Origin of the sequence: Wolbachia endosymbiont of Pentalonia nigronervosa (assembly GCF_014534705.1) — a bacterium.
Classification (GTDB): Bacteria; Pseudomonadota; Alphaproteobacteria; order Rickettsiales; family Anaplasmataceae; genus Wolbachia.
In genome coordinates, this window is sequence record NZ_JACVWV010000072.1 from 1 (window position 1) to 4,880 (window position 4,880).

The 4,880-nt window shown below is 34.9% G+C and carries 2 protein-coding genes and 2 pseudogenes; 3 read left to right on the forward strand and 1 reads right to left on the reverse strand.

Annotated elements, in window-relative coordinates:
* Together IC220_RS05975 and IC220_RS05980 are read left to right on the forward strand one after the other, a co-directional pair.
* Positions 1-199, forward strand: a pseudogene (locus tag IC220_RS05975) (IS3 family transposase); the annotation flags it as partial.
* A 1,000-nt stretch (positions 200-1,199) separates the two neighbouring features.
* On the forward strand, positions 1,200-3,938 hold the full coding sequence (locus IC220_RS05980) for an ankyrin repeat domain-containing protein (protein WP_410543330.1): 2,739 nt from the start codon (positions 1,200-1,202) through the stop codon (positions 3,936-3,938).
* Here the strand turns inward: IC220_RS05980 and IC220_RS05985 are convergent.
* Positions 3,928-4,242 (reverse strand): annotated as a pseudogene (locus tag IC220_RS05985) (integrase core domain-containing protein); the annotation flags it as partial. The gene IC220_RS05980 and the pseudogene IC220_RS05985 sit on opposite strands and share 11 nt — an antisense overlap.
* On the opposite strand from IC220_RS05985, the gene IC220_RS05990 reads away from it, so the two are divergent.
* Entirely contained in the window at positions 4,228-4,599 is a 372-nt protein-coding gene (locus IC220_RS05990; RefSeq protein ID WP_223158796.1) for a hypothetical protein, read from the forward strand. The pseudogene IC220_RS05985 and the gene IC220_RS05990 sit on opposite strands and share 15 nt — an antisense overlap.
* Positions 4,600-4,880 lie beyond the last annotated feature (281 nt).

Here is a 4,880-nt window from a genome sequence, read left to right on the forward strand (position 1 = left end):
AATGCTACAGTTAAGAAATACTACTATAAATCACATCAACAACTTAAAGAGCATCTTTATAGCTTCGTTATGGCCTACAATTACGCTAAAAGACTAAAAACTCTTAAGGGTCTCACACCTTATGAGTTCATATGTGATCAGTGGACAAAATTTCCTGATTTATTTATACTTCCATCACTCTTTGGGACCATACACCTAGTTTATTTGAATTGATATATATTAGAGATCTTTCCAGATCTGTGCTACAATACCTACATAAAATAATATACCTAATTTACTTTTTTTTACCGTTTATTTGGTATCTATTTTTAATGTAATGTAATGCGAGGTTAGGGATGTCTGAATCTTATTCTACTTTCGGATTAAGATGCTCTTCCCATGGTATTACCTATCAAAGATTATGGTTCCTTCTATTTCTTAAACGTGCGGTGGATAGTGGATATCCTTTCCACTTAGGTATGGAAATAAAGTCAGCTGCAGGTTTTGATGATATTGTTTTTCGATGCGAACAAAATGGAAAAACAATACATAGATTCATACAAATTAAACACAAGCGAAATAGTTATGAAAAGATCAGCATAGGTGACTTATTAACACAGAAAAAGAAGAGTGAGTTTGGCTTAATAAAATATTTTATTGCTTATTTAAAAATCGAGGGTAATAGAAAATTTCCAAGTAAAGATCCAAGGTATTTTATTATTGCTACAAATATTGATTTTGATTTCGAAAGTTTAGCACAACATCGAGTGAGAAAGCTGAGAGCGATGTTAAGAGGAAAAAATAGAGGAAAGGAAGTTTCAGTTAAAAGAATAAACACAAAAAAAAATGAATTTCTGAACATACGCGGTAGAGCGAGATATAAATTTGATAGTAGTACTATCCTATACCTGCAGGAGAATATGGATTTTATAAGTGCTAAGGTGGGTAGAAAGATAGGTGATAAAGAAATAGAAGGATTCCTAAAGAGGCTAGTGTTTACAGTTAATTTGCCTAATTACGCTGAACTTAGTGAGATCATAACAGATGAGTTGAGTAAGGGGCTAAATAACGTTGATAAAAAGAACTTCTTTAGTCGTTGTATAGTAGTGATCACGAATTTGATGGATGAAGAAGAAGTAAGGGTTTTATCACGTGAGGAAGGGAAAGCTCTTCTCGAGAGAATAGAAAGAGAAATTCAAGAAAAACCTGTTGAGTTTAACATGCTAAAACTAGTAGCTAGTTTTACTGGAAGAAAAGGTGAGTTAGAAGAAATACACGGTGAATTACAAAAGAGTGTAAATGAACAAGCAGAAGTATCACAAATAGTTGTTATTGGTGGAATCAAAGGTGTAGGTAAAACCGAGTGTGCAAGAAAGTATGTTTATGACCGCAAAGAATATTACGATAATAATATTATATGGATAAATGCTTGTGACTCTAAAACTATGGAAAACTCTTTCCGGGAGTTGGCTCAAAACAGGTTGGGAATTTCTATTGAAGACAAGCATGGAAAGGGAAAGGCAATAGTGGTAATTGTTAAAGAAGTATATGCTTTCTTTGTAAAGAGAAGATGTATATTTATTTTTGATAGTGCTCAAAGATATGAGGACATTAGTAAATTTTTGCCATCTTTTTCACATTCACAGTACCCTTATGGAAAGAAACCTTATATTTTAATTACTTCCTGTAATCAAAAATGGGAGGCCAGTAAATCAGCGAAAAAGATAGAAGTTATACGGTTAAGTGAACTTGAAAGAACGGAAGCTTTAGAGCTTGTGAGAAAAGCCTTGAATATACAAGATGATGAACAAGATGAGGAAATAGACAAGCTTACAAGAGAACTACAACATTTTCCATTAGCTTTGGGGCAAGCGGTTGCATATATTTGCAATAAGGACAGGGAGCTAAAATTAAGAAGCAATGAAAGCTTCACAATAAGTAATTACCTAGAGAAATGTAATCAACAAGCAGAGAAGGAGGAATTATTTAAGGAAGTAGAAGAATTGCTTAAAGAATTGTCATGTGATAGTGAGGAGAAGAAAGACAAAGAAAATACAGTTCTCTATACCAAAGCAGTTTTAACAACATTGAGCATTGCTATTGAAGATATAATACAAGAGGAATGTGGTTCTGAGGCATTAAACATCTTGGAAATAATGGCCTATCTTGCCTCTAACGATATTTATATAAAAGGGATTTTTATAAAATTAATCGCAGACAATGAAAGAAAGCTATGGAAGGCTGTTGGGCTACTTAACAGGTATCGCATAATCAATTCAGAAGCAGGAATAGCGAATATTCACGAACTAGTGCAGATGCTCACTAGATTAAAGTTAGAAAAGGCAGGCCGAGAAGAAGAAACTCTCAGAAGAGCCATGGGACTAATAAATAGCAGTGATGTCACACAAGATAATACAATTCATGTTGCATCTGTGTGGGGATATGCAAGCAAATATGGTAAGTTAATTGATGATTTTTATTTTAATTCAACTTACATATACGGGGAACCCTTTTTTGTAAAGAAAAGCATTCCTTTACATTTGCTTGCTGAAAACGGTTATTGTGAGGCAATTCAAAGGATACTAACACATATAGAAGAACATTACCAAGGTAAATTGGCAGAAGCTGTTAATGTTGAGAATAATCATGGTCAAACACCGTTGCATATTGCTGCTGAAAATGGAGAATTGGATGTAGTAGAATATTTAGTGGGTAAAGGTGCTAATATTCACTCTGAGAAAAGTGGCTGGACTCCTTTACATACAGCTGCTTATAGTGGAAAATTAGACGTCGTTAAGTATCTTATTAATGAAGGCGCTGGAGTTAACACTAGAAATAAATATGGTGGTACTGCACTACATAGAGCTGCTTATAGAGGGAATTTGGATATTGTGGAATATCTAGTGAACAAAGGTGCTGATATTAATGCTGATGCTATGGAGCCATTTCTTAATGGCACTCCTTTACATTTTGCTGTGTATGGTGAAAACTCGAATGTAGTCGAGTACTTGGTTAATAGTGGTGCAAATATTAATGCTAAGGACAAAGATGGTAGAGCTATTCTACATATTGCTACCGAAAATGGAGAGTTGGAGATAATTAAGTGCCTTATTAGTAAGAATGCTGATATTGATATCAAGAGTAAGTATGATGATACACCATTGCATGTTGCTGCTTATAATGGAAAATTAGATGCAGTTAAATATCTTGTCAGTAGAGGTGCTGATATTAACGCTAAAAACAAGTGTGATAGTACACCGTTACACTCTGCTGCTGAGAGTGGTAACATAGATATAGTAGAATACCTCGTTAAAAAAGGTGCTGATGTTAAAGCTAAAAACAAAGGAGCATTTTTCAGTGGTACTCCTCTACATATGGCTGCTCTACGTGGAAGCTTGAAAATGGTAGAGTACCTAGTCAGTGAAGGTGCTGATGTTGATGCTAAGAACAAATATAATGAAACTCCGTTACACTATGCCGCTAGAAGTGGAAATTTAAAAGTAGTAGAGTATTTTTTTGCAAAAGGTACTTGTTTCAATATTAAGACTAAAATTGGTAATACTTTATTACACTTTGCTGTTAGAAGTGAAAGATTAGAAGTAGTAGGATATTTTGTAGAAAAAGGTATTGATATTAATGTTAAAAACAAATGCAATGAAACTCCATTACATTATGCTGCTAGAAATGGAAATTTAGATATAGCAGAATACCTCATTGAAAAAGGTATTGATATTAATGCTAAGAATAAAAATGGCAATACTTCTTTACACTTTGCTGTTATAAGATGGAGGATTGACGTAGCTAAATTACTACTAAAACACAACGCAGATGTTAATGCTAAAAACAATGAGGGAATGACCGCGTTACACTATGCCACCAATGGTAATCATCCGGAGCTTGTAGAATTGCTTTTGGCTCATAATGCAAACCCTGTTCTTGAGCCTACCAAAAGTACTTAGGTGTACAGTCCATAAGAGCTTTAAGTCTTTTCGCGCAATTGTAGGCCATAACAAAGTTGTAGAGATGCTCTTTGAGTTGTTGATGTGACTTGTAGTAATACTTCTTCACTGTGGCATCTTTAAGAGTTCTGTTCATACGCTCAACCTGGCCATTTGTCCAATGATGGCTGACTTTTGTCAGACGATATTCTATATTGTTCTCTTCACAAACTCGATCAAATATGTGCTTAAAAGCATGCTTATGGCGCTTCTGATTGGTAAATTGTATGCCATTATCAGTAAGGATAGTATGAGTGCGCCAAGGGAAGCGTTTAGAGTACAGTTGGTGAAAATCCAACCTAGGCAAAGTCTAGCCAACAGCCTAGAACAGACCATTATACGTGCGCCAAGGAAAGCGTTTAGAAAACAGTTGGTGAAAATCCAACCTAGGCAAAGTCTAGCCAACAGCCTAGAACAAACCATTATACTGCGTAAGGTAACAAGCGTAGTAAAGCTAATGGAATGGACAATACAGGGTGCAACGAAAGTGAAGGTATTGAGTCCCGAAATACCTGACATCATAGAGGTCGACATTTTTCATATGATGGAAGACAGCATGAAGGGTAACGACAAGGCAAGTTATCACTACTCTATCGGGATCCGAGGCCGTATCATGTATTGAAATGGACTCTAAATGAACTTGGGAGCAGTTGTGTTAAAAGTTTTTATCAGGGTTTACCTAAAATCTTAAATTAAATCATGGTTATCTAAGAAGATGTCTTGAAAAGAAATGAAAAGATAAATATACTAAAGCAAATGTAGAATTAAGAGGTAAAAAAATGTATCCAAGTGACATAAGTGACAAAGAATGGGAAATACTAGAGCCATACGTTGCACAAGGGGCAATAGGAAGGCCAAGAAAACACGATATTAGAGCGATTATTAATGCAATAAGATATATAA

Bases quoted from the DNA above. Each gene is read 5' to 3' on its own strand.
- IC220_RS05980 (WP_410543330.1), top strand. From the start codon at position 1,200: ATGCTAAAACTAGTAGCTAGTTTTACTGGAAGAAAAGGTGAGTTAGAA.
- IC220_RS05990 (WP_223158796.1), top strand. From the start codon at position 4,228: ATGAGTGCGCCAAGGGAAGCGTTTAGAGTACAGTTGGTGAAAATCCAA.